Origin of the sequence: Ralstonia sp. R-29, from assembly GCF_049913345.1 — a bacterium.
In the GTDB taxonomy this organism is placed as follows: domain Bacteria; phylum Pseudomonadota; class Gammaproteobacteria; order Burkholderiales; family Burkholderiaceae; genus Ralstonia.
This window is the reverse complement of the sequence record NZ_CP184378.1, coordinates 1,689,008-1,709,276: the sequence shown is the minus strand read 5'-3', so window position 1 is coordinate 1,709,276 and position 20,269 is coordinate 1,689,008. Positions and strand designations below refer to the sequence as shown.

Below are 20,269 nucleotides of genomic sequence, written 5' to 3'. Positions count from 1 at the left end.
CGTTAAGAATTCCGACGATATGGATTAAGGTTTATTCATAAACTCGCGTATCTTGAAATTGGCATAGCCGAGTCAGCGGCAATACCCAGCTTTTAGGAGTTGAAAGGGCGCGTCTTTATTCTAATTTTCAACAACCCTATTCCGAAGGCCCATTGCTTTCCGCGCCGCCAAAAATAAATTTGGCACCGCGATGTTCTCCTGAAGGGCCTAAAACGCCCAACCAACGCGAACCCAAACCCGTACACCACGATCGGGCTCGGCCTGGGCGGATGCCCCGCCGCGCCACGCGACCGTGGCACTCCAGTCGAAGGCCCGCGCGTTGCCCCGCACGCCGATCCCCAGCCCATGCAGCGTGCGATGGTTGCTGCCGCTCATGAACGGGTGCTTGTTGATCTGCACGCTGCCCACGTCGTAGAACACGCTGGGCACGAACATGGCGTGCACCACGTAGTACAGCTCAGTGCTGACGGACCAGCCTTGGTCGCCCGATGCCTCGCCGGACGGATACGCACGCAGGCCGCTGGCGCCGCCCAGGACGAACTTCTGATACGAATCCAGATTGCGCGAGGCCATCTGACCGCGCAACGTCAACAGCGTGCCCAAGGCGCCGCCCAGCCGCTGGTTGCGCTGCAGATCCAGATTGAGTGTGCTGTAGCGGCCCGCAGTCTGCGCGCCCAGCGCATCGATTGCGGCAGCATCGGCGGAGGTGATATCGAGATTGCCCGTGCCGAGCCGCACGCTGGCTTGCGTGTCCGCGCCGGCGCCGAGGGCATCCCGGCCGCTGAACAGCAGATTCGCGCTGAAATGCCGCGCGCGCTTGGCAGTATCGGTGCCGGTAGCGCCCACTTGATCAACGATGTCGCGGTGCTCCGCACTGAGTTGCGCGAAGACGTTGGCCGCAACGCTGCGCACGATCGGGTACGACATGTTCCACTCGGCAACGTTGGCATGGCCGGTGGCATCGAGCGCTGCAAAGGTGGAGCCCAGCACGTAGCGCGTGCGCGTGAAGCTGGCGCCCGTGGTCAAGGCGCTGCTGCCCACGGGCACCTGCGCGGCCAGGCGACCGTAGTAGAGATCGCTGTCGCTGGCCAGTACGCGGGCGCTGATCTGTTCGCCCCGGCCCAGCGGGCTATTGAGGTTGACCGTGCCGCCCACACGCTCACGCCCCGTGTAGCGCGAACCGTAGTTGTCCGCCTCCAGCCGGCCATTGACGAGCGGGGCGGGTTGGTTCTCCACCATCAGAGCGGTCTGGCCCGGCTGCGAACCGGCCTCCAAGGTCGCACTCAGGTTTGCGCCCGGCAGGTCCGACAGCAGCAGCAAGGCACGGTCGACCGATGCCTGTTCGAGCGGCGCATCGCGTGGGACGGCTGCCAAATGGGCCTCGATCACATCGGCGTGCAAGCGGCTGCCTTCGGCCACATGCACGCGCACGTCAGACACGACGCCCTCCACCACGCGAATCTCGATCTCGCCATTGCGCACGGACTGCGCGGGCAGATACGCGCGCGCCAGCGGCCAGCCGTGCGTGCGATAGAACTGCGTGATGCGCGCGGCGCCGCGTACCAGTTCGTCCAGCGTGTACGTGCCACCGTTGAGGTCTGCGACGAGCGCTTCAAGCACCTCCGTGGAGTACATCCGCGCGCCCGTCACATGGACCTGGCGCACGGGGATCGGCGTGGTGTCATCGGTGGCAGCGCTGTCATTCTGCTGAGCAGGCAGCCCTTGCAGCGATGTATTGCCCGGGGGTGCGCTGAGCGCAGGAGCCGGTGCCACATCGCGCGCCACATCACCAGCATCAGGCCGGGGCAGCTCGACGGCCAGCGCGCGCGCGCCAGCCAGCCACAACAGCGCAGGCGGCAAAGTCCGACGCACACATGCAGCAACAGGTTTGAGGCGCAGGGTCATTCAGCGGCCTCCTCGCGGCTGACTGGCGTGTCGACTCCCGCCAGCGGCACATGGTCGAAGATCGCCGTGGACGTGCGCCAACCATGCTCAAGCGGTTCGGCCGGTGCGGGGGCGGAAGACAACCCCGCCAGGCGCGCCTTGACCTGCGTATCGATGATCGGCGCGGGCGATGGCGCTACGCCGCTGCTGGGCGGTGTGGGTACCACCACGACGGGCACGGACACGAGCACAGGGGGCGCCTGCGTGACCGTCAACGTGCCGGGTGCGTAGCGGATGCTGTAATTGTTCGCGATCAGCCCGCCGGGCAGCACGGCGTAGCGCCCGGCGGGCGACGCGGTGGTCGCATCCGTCGCGAACGTCAGCCTGCCTTGCAGGCCGGCGGTCTGCGGCGTCTGCCCGTTCACCAGGCCGGTATAGGCGACGCTGAATGCGGGGTTGGCCTGACCGGTAACGCGGGTGGCGTCGTTGGCAGTGATCAGCAACGACGCGGGCGTAATCGTGAATGCGTGCCCTGCTGCTAACTGCACCTGATAGCCCAGGCGGTCGGCCAGTGTGCCGAGGTTGACGGCGTAGCTGCCGGCATCCTGCCCGGCGGCGCGCGCCAGACTGCCCGACAAGTCTTGTGCAGCCGTATCGCCATTTGCCAAACCTGTAGCGCTGTAGGCGAGGCTCAGGTCGGCGGCGCTGCCACCGTCGTACACCTTGGTGTTGGATGCATCCGTGGGCGTGACGGTGACGGTGGGCCGCTCGCGATACATCACGGTGGTCAGGCCATCGCCAACGCCGGTTGCGCCAGCGGCATCGCCGTCCTGCCGGTTGTAGCGGAAGTTGCCGCTGCCGGTCGCTGCCCGGCTGGCCAGTGTGCCGCCCAGCACGGTGGAGCTCAGCGCCCCGGTGTACACCGTGACGTGGCGGCCGGCATCCATGGCTAGCGTCGCGCTGCTGCGCACGTCGCCGCCCGCCGCGACACCGCGCCCGGTGGCCGCACCAGCGGACAGCGTCAGATCGCCACCGGCGATGGACCAGTTGCCCTGTGCCGTCAGGTCGCCCGACAGGGTGGTGAACTTTGTGCCGCCGGCCGAGGCGACGCTCGTTACCGTCAGCGCGCGGCCATTGACCACATCCACACCCGACGCTTGCGTGACAGCCAGCGTTGTGAGCGCATTGCCCGTGTTGGTCAACGCAATGGCAGAGCTGCCGCTGTCGAGCGTCGTGGTGCCGGCAACCGACAGCGCCCCATTCTGGCTGATGCCGGCAGCCGTTGCATTCAGGTTACCGGTCAGCGCCGAGGTGCCGAGCGTCAATGCCCCGCTGTCGACCAACGTAGCGTTGCCGCCTGTGAGCGAGACTGCACCGCCGAAAGTGTTGCCGGTGTTGGCGAGCGTGATGGCCGACGTGCCTGCGTTGAACGCACTGGTGCCCGACACGTTGACGGCACCCGTCTGTGAAATACCCTGCGCTGTCGCGCTCAGATTGCCGCTTAGGTTGGAAGTACCCAGCACCAATGCTGTGCCGTTGACCAGCGTGGCATTGGTGGCGCTCAGTGCAACGGGGCCGCCGAACGCGTTGCCGCTGTTGGTCAGGCTGATGCTGTTCTCGTTGCCGGTGCTCGCGATGGTCGTGCTGCCGCCGACATGGAAGACTCCACCGAACGCCGCGTCATCTTGAATCGAGCCGGCTGTGGTGGAAATGGAGAGATTGCCGGGTGTCGTGAGGCCGCCTTTGATCCACAGCGCGTGGCGCGCCGTGGCCTGGCTTGAAGCCGAGATCGTGACGGGCGCCGCCGTTGCAAACGTAAGCGTCGCACCGCTGCCGACATAAAACCCGCTGTACCCGCTCACGCTATCCAGCGACTGTGCGTTGATGTTGATGGCCGAGGCGGTCGGCGCGCTCATTGTGACGGCGCCCGTGCCTGAACCCCACACGCCATCGCCGCCCGCGTTGGACCCCGCAATGGTGATTGCCCCCGATGTGGCCGTGAGGTTGACTTTGCCCTCCAGCTTGACGGCAGCATTGGTGTTGCTCGTGCTGCTAGCGCCACCCACCACGCTGTTGGTGCCCGTGATGTTGATCGTGCCGCCTGTCAGGCTGGCCGCGTTGGTACTGCTGCCCGCCACGTCCACGGCGGAAAGCTGGTTCCGGTAGGTGGTGGAGACCGGGTTGCTGGCCGAGCCCGCAATCGTGAGTGCGCCGCTGGTCGACAGCGTATCGAGCGCGCTCAACGTGACGCCGCTGCCGGCCCAGGTGGCCGTGGCGCCAGTGGCCGTGCCGTTGAGCGTGATTGCACCGCCGCCCGTGCTGCGCAGCGTGTTGCTGCCCGCCAGATCGACCCCGATGTTGTTGGTGGAAAACAGCGGCGCCCCATTGCTGTTGTTGCCCGTGACAGTGGCCACGCCGCCACTGGTGCCCGATACCGTAATCGCGCCCCCCACGGTGCTTAGCGTATTGGCGCTCAAGAAAACACCTTGGCTATTAGCATTGCTCGGCAACACGCCCGACAGGCTGATGTTGCCGGTGCCGGTTGTAGCCCACGTGTTGTTTTGCAGACTGAGCGCGGGCGCCGTGGCCGACTGTGCCCCGCTGGCCGTCGCGCTGATATTCCCGCCATTCGCACTGATGTCCAGATAGCGCAGGGCAATGCCGCTGGTGGTGGCCGCGCTCGTCGTGGCGTTGGCGGTCATCGACACATTGAGCGCGCCGCTGGTGCTGGTAATGCCCCGGTGCGCACCGCTGCTGGCGTTCGTGGTGATGCGTCCATCGGCAATCAGCGTCAGGCTGGCGTTACCACCGGCGGTTTTGGCAATGCTGCTGTTGATGGCGATGTTGCCTTCCTGCGCACCTGCACCCGTGGTGGTGATCGTGACGTTGCTGCCGCTGTTCAGGAGGCTCTGAATGCTGCTGATATTGACCAGCGAGCCGGACGCGCTCGGCGTCCACACGCCGCTGGAAAAGCTGCCGCCAGTTTGCGTGCCGGTCGAAATGGTCACGTTGTATGGGTCCAGCAGCCACGATCCGCCTGCGCCACCGGGGCCACCCGTCACGCTCACGGCAATGCCGTCGGTGTCCAGCGCATGGCCCGAGGTCTCGATATGGCCGCCCTGCCCGCCCTGTGCACCGCCATTGGCAGCCAGCGTGCCGTGCACATTGGCCACGTCGGTTCCCCAGACGATGATCTTGCCGCCGTCGCCCTTCGTGGTGGCGCTCGCGTCGATGGTGGCGTCGGCTGCAACGTACGTTGCCGTGGCATTCGGCTCGGCGCCCTCGCCGCGCGCGTTGCCGCCGATCAGTGCGGTACCGCCACCGGCCTTGCCCCGTACGTCGACCTGCGCGCCATCGAACAGGCCCACCTTGTTGCCGAGCACCTTGACTGTGCCGCCCACACCGCCGGCTTCCGTGGCGCTTGCATCGAGCCTGCCGCTCACCTGCGTGACACCGACCACGGGGTCGCCCGCCAGCTCGATGGTGCCTTGCCGGTTGGATACCGTGCGCGCCTGCACCACGCCAGTGGTATTGACGACGGACTCGCTCAATGCGTCCAGCCCGCGTGCCGTCAGCACCACGCGTCCGCCGTCGGCTACGATCATGCCGCCGTTGTTGACCAGTGTGCGGGCCGCGCCCTGACTGATCGTGTAGCCCAGCGGGCTGCCGTCGGCCAGCGTCAGGGTCATGCTCCCCGCGCCAGCCAGCAACACATCGCCGCCAGGAGCTTGGATGCTGCCGGTGTTCTCTACCCGGTTGGCGATCAGCGCCACCTTGCCGCCGCTTGGCACGCTGATCGTGCCCTGGTTGACGACGCCGGCCGTGCTGCTGCCCGAAAACGCATAGCGGCCCGCTTCAAAATCCGCATTGCTCAAAGTGAGCGTGCTGGCCACCAGCCCGCCAACATTGACGAGCGCCCCCGCACCAAACAGGACCCCGTTGGGGTTCAGCAAGAAGACCGTGCCATTGGCATTGAGCGAGCCCAGAATGCTGCTCGACTCACTTCCCGTGACGCGATTCAACGCGATGGCACCCGCACCCGGCTGGATAAAGCTGACGGACTCCCCCGGCTGAATGTTGAAGCGCGTCCAGTCGATGGCGAGCCTGGGGGTCGTCTGGGTGATGGTGGTCGTAGCGCCACTCTGTCCGATGCTGCCCGTGCCGGATGTCACAACGCCGCCGGAAGGCGCCGCTAACGCCGGGGCACTGGCGATCAACCCGGCTACCAGCATGGCGCCGCCGGCCCGGCCTCCCCGCGCGTGTTCAGCCACAGCAACCCAGCATTGGGCAGTGCGGCTCCATATCAGGCGATAGGCGCGATTCTTAGTGGCGTGTCGATGCATGGGATTGGGTCAGCACCCACGCAAAGAAGTGGTGCTTAAGGCGCGGGACCTAGGAGCGGATAACTCCTAGGTATTCGGCGTGCCCGAGCGCCGCTGAATCCGGCATTTACCCTAACTCGCCCGAGTGAGGTGAGCGTTAAGCGAGTGCTGCGTAGGGCAATGTTCTGCCCGCAGGACCTGGGCACACGGTCCGCCTATTGCTCTCGATGCTTCCGGGAATGTCAGCCCAGTTCGCCATACCCGCGCATGCGCGCCTCGCGTGCCATCACGGCAATGGGCCGGTAGTGCGCCATCGTGGTCGGCACGATGTCTTCCAGGCGCAGTCTGGCGCGCAGGCCGGCGTCATCGTGCAAGGCTTCGCACATCGCCCTCCTCACGCGCGCCACCAGCGCGTCGTCTGCCCGGCGTGAGGCGATGAATGGCAGGCCGGCCACATGCCGTGTCGAGCCGATCTGCCGTAGCCCCGCAACCAGTTCGGGCCGGTGCTCGGCGGCAAAGGCCAGCGTCACGCAATCGATGGCGGCTACGTCGGCCTCGTCGTCGGCAACCGCCGCCAGCGACCGGAGGTGCGAGCCCGTGTGCACGACGGCACCGAAGAACCGTGTGCCGCGCACCAGCGGCGCGACGGCGTGGCGCAACGCGTTCATACCGCTGTGCGAGTCGGGGCTGTTGCAGGCCACCCGCGCGCCCCGGCATGCGGCCAGGGTGTCGGGGCCATCTTTCGCGCGGACCACGATCGCACTGCTGTAGGCCTCACGGTGGCAGCCGGGTGCCGCAAACCGGGGCGTGCCGATCAACCGTACCCGCGATGCCAACCCGCGAATCAACGGGTAGCCGCAGGTTTGCGACAGCAACACGTCGTCGCGCCGCCAGAATGCGTGCAGCGCGTCGGGGCTCTCGCCAGGGTCCACGGTGTCCAGCATCACGGGAGACGGGCCACGGCCCAGCACTTGGGCTGTCCGCTCGATCAGCGTGGCCCAATCGTCCCGCAACGACGCAGAGACGTTGTACATCGGGAGGGCTGCTGCCCAGCGCTCACGCTTCGCCATATTCGCCATAGGCGTGCGGCGCGACCACGTGCCGATCGGAAGGACCATGGAACAGCGGATGGGCCACCGGTGCCGCCGCGCGCAGCGCATAGCGGATCAGCCATTCCCGATACCCGCGGACATGGAAGCCGCCGTTGCGCACGAGGTAGTCGTCGGCGCGGCGCCGGTAGACCCACGCCAATGCAAACCACGGTACGGAAGGCAGATCGTGATGCACCAGGTGGTAGTTGTTGTTGAGAAACAGCAGCCGCCACATCAGGCCAGCGTCGTTGATCACACAGCGGGTTGCGTGGGAGTCCGCCACGCGATGCTCCTGGAAAGAACGGATCGCCGCCAGTGACAGCGCCGGATAAGCCACGCCCAGCAGCATGAGCCAGGCGGGCATGCCGCAGGCTGTCTGCAGCCAGACGAGCAGCACCGCGACTGCAAGCAGGTGGGCCGTCCACATTGGCGCGTCGCGCCAGTCGCCCGCGCGCAGTTTTGCGAAAGCATCCGCCGCAATGGTGAGGATCGAGAACGCGGGCTGCAGCAACATCCGCCCCGCCAGCGTATTGCGCGCGACATACAGCTTGCGCATCGCCGGGCTGGCCGCGTGCCAATCCACGGCGTAGAGGAAGTAGCTCTCCGGATCGGTGTCAGGGTGCGTCAGTTCCGCCTCGTGGTGCTGCAGATGCAGGCGCCGGTACAGGCCATAGGGCAGCCAGATGCCCAGCGGTGCGGCGCCGAGCAAGGCATTGAGCCACGGCAGGCGCGTCGGGTGACCATGCAGCAGCTCGTGCTGCAACGACAGGTACCACGTGGTGCATAGCGTCAGCAGCACACACGCCAGCGGCAAACCAAGTTGCCGCGCATGCGTGGCCACGCCAAACCACGTCGCATAGACCGTGGCGATCAGCAACCACGTCGGCAGTTCCGTGCGCCACAGCCAGTGACGGGCGGCCTGCGCCAGCTCCGTGCGCTGTCGGTCGTCAAGATAAATGGCCATGCGTGCGGGCTTGCGTTATGGGACGAAAGCACAGCATACGGGCCGACCCCACACGACCGGAACGAAGGATTGCCGATAACGATATGTGGCACGCCATCGCCAGCGCACATGACGTTCGGGGCGGTCCTTGATCAGCCCGTTCCTTGCCGTGATGCAAAGTGCGCATCTGCCGACCGATGCGCGTTATCGCCCGGCCCCTCCCGCAATAGCAAGAGTGCGCGAATATGCATGCTCCCAATCCTTCGTTGGCACGCGTTCACCGTCAGCCCATAGTGATTGCTTCTCGAGTTCAATGAGCGATGGAGCAAACGATGTCTGTGCGGCTTGGATGGCGACGCTGGGTGGTTCGCGCAATGTGGGTAGCGGCAACCGCCGCTGCCGGACAAACCACGGCGGCCGCAGCGGCGCCGGCCTCGGGCGAGCCACTGTACTTTGGCGTGTCCGGCCCGCTGACCGGCCAGAACGCGCAGTACGGCGCGCAATGGAAGGCCGGCTTCGACCTGGCGCTGGAGCAGATCAACGCTGCCGGCGGCATCCACGGGCGACCGCTGCAGTATGTGTTCGAAGACAGTCAGAGCGACCCGCGCCAAGCCGTCGCCATTGCGCAGAAGTTCGTGGCAGACCGCCGCATCCTCATCGAACTGGGCGACTTCTCCAGCCCAGCGTCGATGGCGGCCTCGCCGATCTACCAGCGCGCAGGGCTCGTGCAACTCGGCTTCACCAACTCGCACCCCGACTTCACCAAGGGTGGCGATTTCATCTGGAGCCCGTCGGTCAGTCAGGCCGATGCGCAACCGCTGCTGGCCGATCTGGCCGTCAAGACCGAAGGCTTCAAGCGCGTGGCCGTGCTCTACCTGAACACCGACTGGGGCCGCACCAGCAAGGATGTGTTCGTGACGGCCGCCAAACAGCGCGGCGCGCAGGTGGTGGCCACCGAAGGCTACCAGCCCGACGAGAAGGATTTCCGCTCCACGCTCGTGCGCGTGCGCGACGCCAAACCCGACGGCATCGTGCTGATCTCGTACTACGCAGACGGCGCGCTCATCGCCGGGCAGTTGCGGGCCACGGGCATCCAGTTGCCGATCGTGGCGGCCAGCTCGGTGTATTCGCCCAAGTTCCTGGAGCTGGGCGCAACGGCCGTCAACGGCGTGGCCACCAACACGACGTTCTTCCCGGACGAGCCGCGCACCGAGGTGCAGACCTTCGTCAAGCAGTTCCGCACCAAGTACCAGCGCGACCCCGACGCCTTCAACGCCTTTGCCTACGACGCCGTCATCCTGGCCGCCGAAGCGCTGAAGGCGGGCGGCACGGACCGCCGTGCCATCCGCGATGCCCTGTCCAAGCTGCGCGACGTGCCCAGCGTGGTGTTCGGCCGCGCCACGTTCGACCCCGCCACGCGCCGCGTGCTGGGCGTGCGCAGCGTCAACGTGGTGGTCAAGGACGGCAAGTGGACGCTGCTCGATCGCAAGACCACGGTCGCCAAGCAATAACCCTGCGGATGGCTTGAAGATGGAATCGCTGCTGCATGGGGCGTGGCTCGACTACACGGTCAACGGGCTCGTCGTCGGCAATATCTACGCGTTGCTGGCGGTGGGGCTGGCGCTGATCTTCGGCGTCTCGCACCTGATCAACTTTGCGCATGGCTCGGTCTATACGGTCGGTGCGTTCATCGGCTGGTTTGCCATCACGCACCTGCACGCGCCGCTGTGGGTGACGATCGCCCTGGTGATCGTCGGCTCGGCGCTGCTGGGCATGGGCATCGAGCGTGTTGGGCTGCGCCCGCTGGCCAATGCACCACGCATTGCACCGCTGCTGGCGACCATCGGCTTGAGCTACGTGATCGATCAGGCCGTCCAGTTGCTGGCCGGGCCCGACCCACGCGCGCTGCCGAGCCCCCTGCCCGACTGGCGCCTCACGCTCGGCGGCGGCAGCATCGGTGCGCTGGACGTGCTGATCGCGGCGCTCGGGCTGGCCAGTGCGGCGGTCCTGTTTGTATTTCTGCGCTACACGCGGCTGGGTTGGGCCGTGCGCGCCACCGCGCAGGACCGTGACGCCGCTCGCCAGATGGGTGTGAGCACGCACGCGGTCAACCAGGCAGTGTTCGCCATCGCCTCCGCGCTGGGTGGGCTGAGCGGGCTGCTGGTCGGCATGTACTACAACAACATCAGCCCCGCGATGAGCTTTCAGGCCACGCTCAAGGGCGTGGTGGCGGTGGTGATCGGCGGTGTGGGCAATGTGCCCGGCGCGATTGCCGGCAGTCTGCTGCTCGGGCTAACCGAGAGCTACGGCGTGGCCCTGTTCGGCACGCCATATCGCAACCTGTTCGCTTTCCTGCTGCTGGTGGGCGTGCTGGTGTGGCGACCGAATGGACTGTTCGCGCGCAAGCCCGCGCTGCCGCCCGAACCGTTGACCGGCACCTTCATCGCACCGAGCCGGCCGCTCAAGGTGCCGCGTTGGGTGTGGCCCGTGGCGATTGCCGTGCTGGCCGTGGTGCCGCTCACCGGCGTGTCGTCGTATGTCGTGCAGGTGCTGACCAACGCATGGCTGTACGCGCTGCTGGCGTTGTCGCTCACGCTGGTGGCGGGCACGGCCGGGCAGATCTCGCTTGGGCATGCGGGCTTGCTGGCCATCGGGGCCTATGCCTCGGCGCTGCTGGCCATTGATGCCCACGTGCCTGTGCTGCTGGCCGTGCTGCTGGCCGGCGTGGTGACCGCCGCGCTCGGCACGCTGCTGGTGCTGCCGGCGTTCCGGCTGCGGGGGCACTACGTGTCGATCGCCACCCTGGGCATCGGCGAGATCATCGCGCTGGTCATCCTCAACTGGGAAAGCGTCACGCGCGGTCCGATCGGCGTGGCGGGTATTCCGCCGTTGGCCGCCGGCAACTTCGCGCTCGATTCCGCCGCAGCGTTCTACTGGGTGGGCCTGGCTGCCGTGGTGGCACTGGGGCTGCTGCAGCGGCGCCTCCTGGGCACGCACCTCGGCCGCACCCTGCGCGCGATCCGCGAAGACGACGTCGCGGCGCGCGCCTACGGCGTCTCGCCCGCGCGCTACAAGGCGCTGGCCTTTGGGGTGGGGGGCTTCCTGGCGGGCGTTGCCGGTGCCCTGACCGCGCATCTCTACAGCTACATCAACCACGAGACCTTCGGCTCGCCGATCTCCATCCTGGCACTGACCATGGTGATCCTCGGCGGCCTGGGCAGCGTGGCGGGGGCGGTGATCGGCGCGGTGGCGCTCGTCGGCCTGCCTGAACTGTTTCGCGTCACGGCCGAGTACCGCATCTTGATCGTCGGCCTCACGCTTCTGCTGCTGGTCCGCTTCCGCCCTCAAGGCTTGCTGGGGACGGTCTGACCCGCCTTGTCGCACCACTCCGCACCACTCGGCACCACTGCGCATCACTCCCACGAGAACCCAGAACCCCATGAGCACGCTCAACGATTACCTGATCGAAAAACGCGCGGCCGTACTGGCACGCGAAGCACGCATTGCGTCCGGCGCCTTCGAACCGGTGCGCTTGGCCGCCAGCGTCAGCGCCGAAGGCCGCAGCGGCGTGCGCCGCGTACGCATCCGAGAGCACCAGATCCTCAGCGACAGCCCGCCCGATTTTGCCGGCTACAACCTGGGGGCCAGTTCTCCGGAGCAGCAACTCGGCGTGCTGGGCTCGTGCGTAACGCATATCTTCCTGATCCAGGCCGCGCAGCATGCGGTGCCGATCGATTCGCTGGAGGTGGAAGTCACGGGCCAGATCGACGCCCGCGCCGGTCACCCTGGGTACGAGCACATCCCGGTGTATCCGCACGACATCGGCTACACGGTGCACATCGCCTCGCCCGCATCGCGCGAGCAGCTCGACGCGCTGTTCGAGGCGGTCGAGCGTACCTGCCCGATCCTGAACCTGCTCAAGCATCCGCAAGCCATCCGCGCCACGCTGCAGCACACGCGCACGGGCGCCACCGACCCGCAGGCAGACCATGCCGTCCCGGCTTGAACTGCGCGGCGTCACACGCCGCTTCGGCGGGCTGACAGCGGTCGACAGCATCGACCTGGACGTGGCCGACGGCGAGGTCGTCAGCCTGATCGGCCCGAATGGCGCGGGCAAGACCACGCTGTTCAACCTCATCACCGGCGTCGACACGCCCGATGCGGGCACGGTGCGAGTGGATGGCGTCGGCACCACCGGCTGGCGTGCCGAGCAGCTTGCCGCCGCAGGCGTGGCCCGCACGTTTCAGCACGGCCGCGTGTTCGGCAACCTGAGCGTGCTCGACAACGTGCTGATCGGTGCGCACACGCAACTGCGCGCGGTGCGGCCACCGTGGCCGGTAATCGGTCCGCTGGCCGAACTGGTGCTGGCGCTGTGGCGGCCAGCACGCGTGCGCGATGAGGAAGCCGCACTGCATCAACAAGCACTCGACATCCTCGCCCTCTTTGGCGAGCGCCTGCTGCCGCGTCTGCATCAACCGACGTACACGCTGTCATACGCCAACCGCCGTCGCGTGGAGATTGCCCGCGCGCTTGCCGCGCGCCCGCGCCTGCTGCTGCTCGACGAGCCCACCGCCGGCATGAACGAAAGCGAAACCGCCGAGATGCAGCAGATCATCGCCGCGCTCAAGGCACAGGGCCAGACCATCCTGTTGATCGAGCACAAGCTCGAACTCGTGATGCAACTCTCCGACCGCGTGATCGCCATGGACAACGGCCGCAAGATCGCCGAAGGCCGGCCCGATGCCGTGCGCAACGACCCCGCCGTCATCGAAGCCTATCTCGGCCACCGCAGCGTGGGGGCGTTGGGGGCATCGGGGACGCTGGGCACATTGACCGCTGGGCCTACCGCCCTGGCCGCATGACCATGACGACATCCATCGCCACTGCGCCGCCGCTGCTGCGGTTTGCCGGCATCCACACACACTATGGCCCGGCACAGGTGCATTTCGACGTCAACCTGGAGGTGCGGACTGGCCAGATCGTCAGCCTGCTGGGCGGCAATGCCAGCGGCAAATCCACATCGATGAAACTGATCCTCGGCCTGCACAAGCCGACCTCCGGCGACGTGCAGATCGACGGGGTGTCGACGCTCAAGCTCTCGACGCCGCAGATCATCCGCCTGGGCGTGGCGTCGGTGCCCGAAGCCCGCCGGCTGTTTGGTGCCATGACGGTGCGCGAGAACCTGCTGATGGGCGCCTTCACGCGAAACCCACGCCGTGAGCGCCCCGCCATCGCAGAAGACTACGAACGCATGCTCACGCTCTTCCCGCGCGTGAAGGAACGCCTGCATGCGCTGGCCGGCACGCTGTCGGGCGGCGAACAACAGATGGTGGCGATGGCCCGTGCGCTGATGGGCCGCCCGCGCCTGATCTGCATGGATGAGCCGACCATGGGCCTGTCGCCGCGCTATGTCGATCATGTGCTGGACCTCATCGCACAAGTCAACGCCACCGGCGTGTCGGTCTTCATGGTGGAACAGAACGCCAGCCTCGCCCTGCGCATCGCCCACCACGGCTACGTCCTGCAGAACGGGCGTATCGTGCTGTCGGGGCCGGCGCGCGAACTGCTGCACGATGCACGCATCCGCAGCGCCTACCTCGGCGGTGAAGCCGCCTGACGTCATACGCCTGACACCATCCGCATCCCCTCCAACCGGAACCGCCATGAGCCTGACCCTGGACCACATCGCCATCCGCGTAAATGACCTGGAGCGCGTCATCGCCGACTACACGGCGCTTGGCTTTACCGTGCAGCGCGGTGGCACGCATGCCGATGGCGTCACGCACAACGCGCTGGTTGGCTTTGCCGACGGCAGCTACCTGGAGCTGATCGCCTTCCTGCAGCCCGCGCCCGAGCGCCGCTGGTGGTCGCTCGGCGAGCAGCATGGCGAAGGCTATGTCGACTTTGCCCTGCTGCCGCACAACGTGGGCGCCGTGGTCGATGCTGCGCGCGCGCGTGGTCTCGACTATGAAGGGCCGTTGCCCGGCGGTCGTCTGCGCCCCGATGGCGCACAGCTGGTCTGGGAACTCGGGCGCCCTGCCACCCCCGATCTGCCCTTCCTGTGTGGCGACGTCACCCCGCGCCACCTGCGCGTGCGTGAAGGCGAGGTGCGCGAACATGCCAATGGCGTACAGGGCATCGCTTCCGTCACGGTGGCGGTTCGAGATATCGAGACCAGTCTGGCGCGATATCGCGCGCTGCTCGGATCGGTACAGGCGTCGGCACCGGTAAGGTTGGCCGGCGTGGGCATCGCCTCAGCTGTGGTGCCGTTGGGCGATGCGGCCGTGGTACTGGTCAGCCCGTTGCCAGAGAGTCCGCTGCCTGTCGCAGTGGATCTGGAACACCAGCTGGAGACGCGCGGTGAAGGCGTCCTGGGGTTGACGCTGTCGAGCCCACTCGGGACAACAGCGTCGCTGCCAGTCGCACAGACGCACGGCGCACGGATTTCGCTACAACCATCCGCAGACACGCAGCACGCACCACGCGGCGCACTGGCGGAAACGACACTCGCCTGAACGTGGTGGGAACGGCCTTTTCTGTACGCCGTTCAGCACCGTCAAGCTGACGATAGACAAAAAAGTCTGTACCAAAATCGCGTCTAAGCCGTTGATTTATTTGCCCCCCCTTCAGACCGGTAAGAAAAAAAGTCTGTACCAAGCGGTGTCATCTAGAGACAAACGGGAGACACAAAGTCTGGCCAACCGCGTGGCGCCTTGTTGGCCAGACTTTTTTTCGTCCTTAACGGCCGATGGACGTTGGCTCTCCCCGCGCCAGGGTTTCAACGTTCGTCGGTGACAATTTCCTGCAGACGGTTGCTAACCTATCCAAGTGTGGGGATTCAGCCCGACTCTATGCACCGAGTGGTGCCCGTGGGGCAGCCCCTTTATCCTGCAAATCGTCGATACAGGCGTGATGCTCACGCCGATAGAAGCTCATGTAAGCACCAAATCAAAATAGCTTGGGCGGTTTTCTGGAGGTCACAGAGTCTGCTACGGCATTCTTTCCGGTAATGGCAGTAGCTGTGAGCGACCGACGAATAGCCAGAGAGGTAGATGACCATCCTGCCACCGACCACGATGACGTTCTGGCCGGCGGCATTAGGCTCACCAACTGCTCATAGCAGTTAGCGGCTTCGGTTCTATTGCAATCCCTACAGGAACCGCGCGCCGAACTCCTCCGTAAGCCGAGCGATGGTCGACAGAATCAATGGCGTCACCAAATTTTTCCGGATGCAGGCCAGTTTCAAGAGCTTTGCTGCGGTAAGCACCTCCGCACTGTCAAAAAGGCGTTGAGCCCCCCATTCGAGCCGTCGAATCTGAAATTGCTCCATTGACTCTTCCAGCTCTGACAGCACGGCTTGACATAGAGGTAAACGGTTTAGTGCTGGTTGGCCAAATTGGTGAACGTCTGCCTCAGAAATAATGGCAGCCCTACTCACTCGTTTGGACCTTGGTACAGACGCATATAGCTTGGCCGCAGCGGCCCGCAACGCTTCGCTCCACACCTTGTCTCGCCCACCCCAATCCGCTCGTTCTCGCCTCGGTCCACCGCTGCGTTTCAGCCAATGGCGTCTACCCGACTCTCGAAGCCAAGCCTTGTCGTATCGGTTCAACCGGAGGTAAAGGCCACGGTTTAGCTTTTGCGCTGCCTCATGGCCAAGGGGTGCAACACGCTCGAGCAGCAGTTCCCAGTCGCGCCTCCATATATCCACGTCAGCTTTAGTAGCCGTCGCGTCGGAAGCATACTTCCTCCTCACCATGGACTTTAGAGTGCTCACAGACACTCCCATTTCCCTCGAAATTGCCGAGAAGGACATACCATTTCGTCGCATTGTCCGAGTCGCCTCGCGCCAGTCATTCCCGAATTCGTGGACCCTGGCAATCTCCGGCTCGGCAGTGCCCACACGGCATTGCTGGAACGAGAACTTCAGCCCACACCTGCAATGCCCTCTTCCGACACGCCCCTCCACTGTTTGCTCAACCTTCACCCGTTCAATGACGTGCCCAGTGCCGTGATTCGCATAAGGGTTGGGACAAATAAAATTCTGTCGAGCCGTTAGCGTCTGTCCCTTTCCTTTCACCGAGGTGGAATACCACTCCAAAAAATGGCTCAAGAGTAGGTGCTGAAGCGGCTGGAAAGACGCGCGAGCTCGGACCATCATTTCTCTGGGCCACGTCAATCTCTGTGCAGCGGAAACGGAAAGTCCTGTGGCGTTTAAGAAGTCCTCACCATACATCTCTTTCATTCCTCGACTAAGCGCGTCGGGGTCAACGATGCCGCTCGGTCGCGTGAGTCCGGCCTCCTGCGCGAGGGCGAAATAATGCTCGTGCATGGCAGGAAAAGACTCCGCGCTACCACTCACGAGCAAGTGAATGGAGCGGCGCGCAACCTCGAGAACGTGCGGATTGCCATTCCACAGCGGATTTTGTGTTGAGTCATCCTCAAGCGAGGCTGTGATAAGAGTGTTTCCGGCATACCACTCCCTCGTAGAACGAGGCCTCGTCGGAACACTGGACTCACGAAGTGATAGCTGATGTTTGGGACAAACAATGACTCCTGGTAGCTGGAAAGACCTTCGCCAATACGCTTCCCCATAGTGGGTGATGTCTTCCCTCGCACACTGTGCGCAAAATCTAAACTTCGCCGGGGCAACAACGTGACTTGCAGCATGCCCGAGAATCGTCGCCGCTTTAGTCTCACCATTGCCCTTAATGGCCCCGTACGTCGCAATGCGCGCGCGGTCGGTCGCATAGCTCACGTAGTAGGGCAGTGGCGTATGGCGGTCAGCAATCTCTTCGCTCGACAACTCCCACGAGTCATAGGTCTGTCTGACCAGTTCACCCAGACCGCATATCAAGTCCGCAGACGGAGATACAAGTCTGCCAAAGAGAGCACGGATTACGTTTGTGGGCTTATCGACTGCCAGCAACTCCATGTAGCGAGCGATAACGCTATAGAGGAGTTCATCCTCATACGGTAGGGGAAGAGCAATAGGCATGGTTCTCGCTCCAATCTAGGCCATAACGCCGGCACGCTGGAGCGCCGCCAGCGCTTCGTCGACGTTTTCAGTACCGTGGATGATGTCATTCAAGCTTTGCTCCTCAAGCGCACTTGCCTCCGGTGGAACCCAAGGCTCACCATCCATATGGCTGAGCGCTGCTGCCAAAAGGCGTACTCCGGAGAGCGATGGTTCTTCCTGAAGTGCTCCTGTAACGGCCTTCAATGCCTGTGCTTGCTCCATGCCTGATGAGACTAATGAAGAAACTACCGCGAGCTGCGAAGCGTTGGCTTGTCGACGCTCCGTGGCCTGCTTGAGCTGGGCGGTTCGCGTGTCTTGCTTCACGCTATCTTCCAAGCCAACCAGTGTGGCCACCAGCAGGTCGTCGTAGAGCTCGATGCGATTACGCCGTTTGCTACGAAGCGCGCTCAACATTGGCTGAACGGGGCCGAACCTGTCCTTCGCCAACTGGCGGATAGACGCTGCAGTTATCTTTTCCGTCTCGTTACGAATGGCGGTAATCTGCGCAAGCTGAAACAAACGAACGACCAGAGAATGGATTCCCTGCGTGACATCGTAGATGGCCTTGCTCAGTTGCGGTGTGAGAGCCGCTGGTTCTCGAATCCACTGGAATTCGAACAGTGCCTCCAGAAACAGCTGCCACTCGGCATCGAAGGCCAAGTTCGTGTGGATGATTGCGCCGTGGTCGCCAGTTCGCCTGACCAGTCGGAATGAAGTCTCAAACAAGGACAGGGCTTTCGGCGTCCCGGCCAACATCATGGGGACGCCGACGACGTTGGAGAACGTCACGAAGAAGTCCATAAGGGCGTCGCCACGACGCTTCGCTGCATTAACTGCGAACTGAACTTCGTCAATAACGATGATGCCCGTGCTGTGGTACTTGGCGACAGCAGCTACCTTGTTAATCAGTTGGTCAAGACGGGCATCGCGTCCAACTTCCTTTGCATAGCGGGTTCCAAGAAGGCGGTCATACTCCAGCAGGAGCCAGTGGAACAGTTGATTGACACTGCCGTCTGGTGGGCAGTCGCACTTGACCCAGACGACCTGCAAGTTGCTGCCGCGAAGTCGTTTATGGCGAATAACGGGAGGAAGGAACGACAAAATACGGTTGATAGACGTGGTCTTTCCTACACCGGATACCCCGAAGAGCGCGATGCTCGCGGCATGCGCGGGTGCCGGCGGCACAATTGGCACCAGCCTTCCTGTAGTCATACTCATCTCGTAGTGCTTCCGGACGAGCTTCGGAATATTGACCAGCGGATTTCGCCACGCGTAGCCTTGAGTAATCACCCGGAACATGGACTCAATCAGTTCTGGGTGAACCGTCAGCGGTTCGATGTAGAGATTCAACGAACCGACACGATAAATTCTGGCGTTTGCTGAGAGGGCCCGCTCAGCGGCATCGAACGTTGGCGCGTTGCGAAATTCCTCGAGAACGGTTTCGGTTGTGACGAGCGATGGCAGCGCGCGGATGAGCGGGTTGTTATCACCAAGGTCCTCGTCACGCTCCGTATAAATTGCATCGACCCAAAGAAGCTCAGGGTTGTCGAAGAGGCGCGTTGCCGGTTCTTGTTTTTTCCGTGTTGTGGCCATCACTGTTTCCCCTTAATTCTGCGGAGTATGGCCAGAGTCCGGTCCTTGTCGGTGCTCATCGTCTGCAAGTTGCTTTCGGGGTCCGAGATGTCATCTTGCTGGCACGTCGCGTCGGTGTCGGCGGGCGATGAAGCAGTGGCATTTACTTGCGACGCCTGAGTGCTACTCGTGCCTTTTGGTCCAACGCTAAGGTCAGAACCGACGCCTGCCTCGCCCAAGCGGCTTGCTTCGCGCTCAGCGGTATTCGCAGCGCCAATGTTCTTGGTCGATAGCTTGGACATGCCGGCGTCCTTTTTGGCTTGGCTGGTAGCCGCTGCCGCCTTTTCGACGATGTGTTCCATCTTCGCGTTGGCCAACACTCGAAGATTGGTGTGCTTGTCCTCAGCCAACTCTACGTTGTGGCCATTTCGTTCCTGAAGGTCGACGCGTTCGGCCAGTGTTACGCCGACAAAGTTGAATTCTTTCGAGTTCGTTCCACGGGTGGAACACTCTTCGAATCTCCCATCGTCGCAAAGCCAAATCAGCCCAAGGTCGCGAGGGTCATACGCAATCTTCACGCGCCACGTGGCAACTCGCGCTTTGACAAACCAGTCGTTGCGCACCGCTGTTGGACATTCATAAAAGACGCCGTGAAACGATATGCCCTTGTGGGTGACCGTTGCAGTCGCGCGAGGCAACACATTGCGCCTTACCTCGTCGATGGAGAACGAGCGCAGTGTTCCAGAGCGGGTCGAAATGCCGTGTGTCCACAGGTCCAGAGGCGTTGGCGCGAACCCATCCGCCACTGCGTCCGGGGGCGTGGGAAAGTCGCTGATTGGTGCGGCGTTGCACTGAAGCACCGACCATATGACCATTTCGGTGAACTCGTGGATGGTCAGGGCCGCATCCAGGCGATAGTCTCGAGCTCCACGTTGATTGAAATCCTTCTCAACGTAGCCGGGTGCAAAAGCCTTGAACTTGCTGGGCACAATGCCGAAGCGACGTTCCACAACTGTTTTGAAATCCGGACGCCCGGATGGAGCATTTTCGACTTTGACGCCGAGATTCTCGGCGACGAGGGGCCCTGCTTGCGTGGCCATCATTTCCCCTTTGTCACCAAGAATTCGCGCGGAGAGATGGTGGCTCGGCCACATATCTTCAGTTATTGGAACACCATACTGAGCGCAGAACGCGACTTTCGGCGTCACGACATTGATGAGCAGTGCCATCGCAGCCATCCATGACGGATGTTCAAAGCCCACATAGATGCCCACGATAAGGCGACTGTAGACATCTACCGCGAAGTAGATGGTGGGACGTCCCACGATGAGCGTTCGGTCGAACTGCGACACCAGATAGATATCCGCTATGGTTGCGTCGATAACGAACGAGTCGCCGGGCCCAGAAACGTGTTGGTCCGCCCGACCATTGAATGCAC

At 63.8% G+C, this 20,269-nt stretch carries 13 protein-coding genes; 6 read left to right on the top strand and 7 right to left on the bottom strand.

Translation table 11 applies throughout. The features are described 5' to 3' along the window. Positions 1–207: 207 nt before the first annotated feature. The 4 genes from ACN9M1_RS24865 to ACN9M1_RS24850 form a co-directional block, all read right to left on the bottom strand. The gene (locus ACN9M1_RS24865) at positions 208–1,905 is read right to left on the bottom strand and encodes a ShlB/FhaC/HecB family hemolysin secretion/activation protein (RefSeq protein WP_426399521.1); all 1,698 of its coding nucleotides are present in this window, start codon (positions 1,903–1,905) and stop codon (positions 208–210) included. After that, the gene (locus tag ACN9M1_RS24860) at positions 1,902–6,227 is read right to left on the bottom strand and encodes an MBG domain-containing protein (protein WP_426399520.1); all 4,326 of its coding nucleotides are present in this window, start codon (positions 6,225–6,227) and stop codon (positions 1,902–1,904) included. The genes ACN9M1_RS24865 and ACN9M1_RS24860 overlap by 4 nt, the downstream gene beginning before the upstream one ends. 221 nt (positions 6,228–6,448) lie before the next feature. Then, complete coding sequence (locus ACN9M1_RS24855) at positions 6,449–7,240, bottom strand: phosphate/phosphite/phosphonate ABC transporter substrate-binding protein (RefSeq protein ID WP_426399519.1); 792 nt, start codon at positions 7,238–7,240, stop codon at positions 6,449–6,451. A gap of 22 nt (positions 7,241–7,262) precedes the next feature. Next, positions 7,263–8,261, bottom strand: coding sequence for a fatty acid desaturase (locus ACN9M1_RS24850; protein WP_426399518.1), 999 nt, complete (start codon positions 8,259–8,261; stop codon positions 7,263–7,265). 311 nt (positions 8,262–8,572) lie between these two features. Here ACN9M1_RS24850 and ACN9M1_RS24845 point away from each other — a divergent pair, with 311 nt between their 5' ends. The 6 genes from ACN9M1_RS24845 to ACN9M1_RS24820 all read left to right on the top strand — a co-directional run bounded on the left by ACN9M1_RS24845 (position 8,573) and on the right by ACN9M1_RS24820 (position 14,755). Continuing rightward, entirely contained in the window at positions 8,573–9,751 is a 1,179-nt protein-coding gene (locus ACN9M1_RS24845) for an ABC transporter substrate-binding protein (RefSeq protein ID WP_426399517.1), read from the top strand. A 19-nt stretch (positions 9,752–9,770) separates the two neighbouring features. Then, positions 9,771–11,609 carry an ABC transporter permease gene (locus tag ACN9M1_RS24840; protein ID WP_426399516.1) on the top strand — a complete coding sequence of 613 codons (1,839 nt, stop codon included), beginning with the start codon at positions 9,771–9,773 and terminating at the stop codon, positions 11,607–11,609. A gap of 70 nt (positions 11,610–11,679) precedes the next feature. Continuing rightward, complete coding sequence (locus ACN9M1_RS24835; RefSeq protein ID WP_426399515.1) at positions 11,680–12,246, top strand: OsmC family protein; 567 nt, start codon at positions 11,680–11,682, stop codon at positions 12,244–12,246. Further along, on the top strand, positions 12,230–13,102 hold the full coding sequence (locus ACN9M1_RS24830; protein WP_426399514.1) for an ABC transporter ATP-binding protein: 873 nt from the start codon (positions 12,230–12,232) through the stop codon (positions 13,100–13,102). The genes ACN9M1_RS24835 and ACN9M1_RS24830 overlap by 17 nt, the downstream gene beginning before the upstream one ends. 2 nt (positions 13,103–13,104) lie before the next feature. Beyond that, positions 13,105–13,857 carry an ABC transporter ATP-binding protein gene (locus ACN9M1_RS24825; RefSeq protein ID WP_426399513.1) on the top strand — a complete coding sequence of 251 codons (753 nt, stop codon included), beginning with the start codon at positions 13,105–13,107 and terminating at the stop codon, positions 13,855–13,857. A gap of 46 nt (positions 13,858–13,903) precedes the next feature. Further along, complete coding sequence (locus ACN9M1_RS24820; protein WP_426399512.1) at positions 13,904–14,755, top strand: VOC family protein; 852 nt, start codon at positions 13,904–13,906, stop codon at positions 14,753–14,755. Positions 14,756–15,390: 635 nt separating this feature from the next. On the opposite strand, the gene ACN9M1_RS24815 is transcribed toward ACN9M1_RS24820, so the two are convergent. The 3 genes from ACN9M1_RS24815 to ACN9M1_RS24805 all read right to left on the bottom strand — a co-directional run bounded on the left by ACN9M1_RS24815 (position 15,391) and on the right by ACN9M1_RS24805 (position 20,183). After that, a complete protein-coding gene (locus ACN9M1_RS24815) occupies positions 15,391–17,175 on the bottom strand; it encodes a TnsD family Tn7-like transposition protein (RefSeq protein WP_426400731.1) in 1,785 nt (594 codons plus the stop codon). A gap of 78 nt (positions 17,176–17,253) precedes the next feature. After that, on the bottom strand, positions 17,254–18,852 hold the full coding sequence (locus ACN9M1_RS24810; protein ID WP_426399511.1) for an ATP-binding protein: 1,599 nt from the start codon (positions 18,850–18,852) through the stop codon (positions 17,254–17,256). Beyond that, entirely contained in the window at positions 18,852–20,183 is a 1,332-nt protein-coding gene (locus ACN9M1_RS24805; RefSeq protein ID WP_426399510.1) for a Mu transposase C-terminal domain-containing protein, read from the bottom strand. Before ACN9M1_RS24805 ends, ACN9M1_RS24810 begins: the two co-directional genes overlap by 1 nt. Between the last annotated feature and the right edge of the window lie 86 nt (positions 20,184–20,269).

What these genes read in the sequence shown, in the direction of transcription:
- ACN9M1_RS24865 (WP_426399521.1), bottom strand. Translation starts at nt 1,905, where the DNA reads ATGACCCTGCGCCTCAAACCTGTTGCTGCATGTGTGCGTCGGACTTTG.
- ACN9M1_RS24860 (WP_426399520.1), bottom strand. Translation starts at nt 6,227, where the DNA reads ATGCATCGACACGCCACTAAGAATCGCGCCTATCGCCTGATATGGAGC.
- ACN9M1_RS24855 (WP_426399519.1), bottom strand. Translation starts at nt 7,240, where the DNA reads ATGTACAACGTCTCTGCGTCGTTGCGGGACGATTGGGCCACGCTGATC.
- ACN9M1_RS24850 (WP_426399518.1), bottom strand. Translation starts at nt 8,261, where the DNA reads ATGGCCATTTATCTTGACGACCGACAGCGCACGGAGCTGGCGCAGGCC.
- ACN9M1_RS24845 (WP_426399517.1), top strand. Translation starts at nt 8,573, where the DNA reads ATGTCTGTGCGGCTTGGATGGCGACGCTGGGTGGTTCGCGCAATGTGG.
- ACN9M1_RS24840 (WP_426399516.1), top strand. Translation starts at nt 9,771, where the DNA reads ATGGAATCGCTGCTGCATGGGGCGTGGCTCGACTACACGGTCAACGGG.
- ACN9M1_RS24835 (WP_426399515.1), top strand. Translation starts at nt 11,680, where the DNA reads ATGAGCACGCTCAACGATTACCTGATCGAAAAACGCGCGGCCGTACTG.
- ACN9M1_RS24830 (WP_426399514.1), top strand. Translation starts at nt 12,230, where the DNA reads ATGCCGTCCCGGCTTGAACTGCGCGGCGTCACACGCCGCTTCGGCGGG.
- ACN9M1_RS24825 (WP_426399513.1), top strand. Translation starts at nt 13,105, where the DNA reads ATGACGACATCCATCGCCACTGCGCCGCCGCTGCTGCGGTTTGCCGGC.
- ACN9M1_RS24820 (WP_426399512.1), top strand. Translation starts at nt 13,904, where the DNA reads ATGAGCCTGACCCTGGACCACATCGCCATCCGCGTAAATGACCTGGAG.
- ACN9M1_RS24815 (WP_426400731.1), bottom strand. Translation starts at nt 17,175, where the DNA reads ATGGAGTTGCTGGCAGTCGATAAGCCCACAAACGTAATCCGTGCTCTC.
- ACN9M1_RS24810 (WP_426399511.1), bottom strand. Translation starts at nt 18,852, where the DNA reads ATGGCCACAACACGGAAAAAACAAGAACCGGCAACGCGCCTCTTCGAC.